The following is a 276-nucleotide window of genomic DNA, read 5'->3' as shown; positions in this document are numbered from 1 at the left end:
CCCGCCGTTCAGCAGATTGTGCACGAGGGAAGAGATGAAGACGGTCTTTCCCGCACGGGAAAGGCCGGTGACGCCGAGCCGGATCGAAGGGTTGACGAGGCCGGAGGCGCGGTCGGTGAGATTGTCGAGCGCGATCAGCGCGTCGTCTTTGAAGCTGGTCAGGTTAGGCGCCAAGTCTTGGTCTTTCTTGCGGCGTGTTTCCCGGGATCGTTCGGATCGGCGAGCCTGCGGAACGGCGATCGGCTGCAGGCTGCCTCCGCGATATAGGCACTAATT

The 276-nt window shown here is 62.3% G+C and carries 1 protein-coding gene; it reads right to left on the bottom strand.

All coding sequences use genetic code 11. The features are described from left to right. A partial coding sequence (locus tag L981_RS34315) for a YcjX family protein (protein ID WP_197067224.1) occupies positions 1–174 on the bottom strand: 174 nt, incomplete at its 3' end. Positions 175–276: the final 102 nt, after the last annotated feature.

Source organism: Ensifer sp. ZNC0028 (genome assembly GCF_000799055.1).
Classification (GTDB): domain Bacteria; phylum Pseudomonadota; class Alphaproteobacteria; order Rhizobiales; family Rhizobiaceae; genus Ensifer.
Note: the sequence above shows the minus strand (reverse complement) of the source record. Positions and strands in the feature narration are given on the sequence as shown.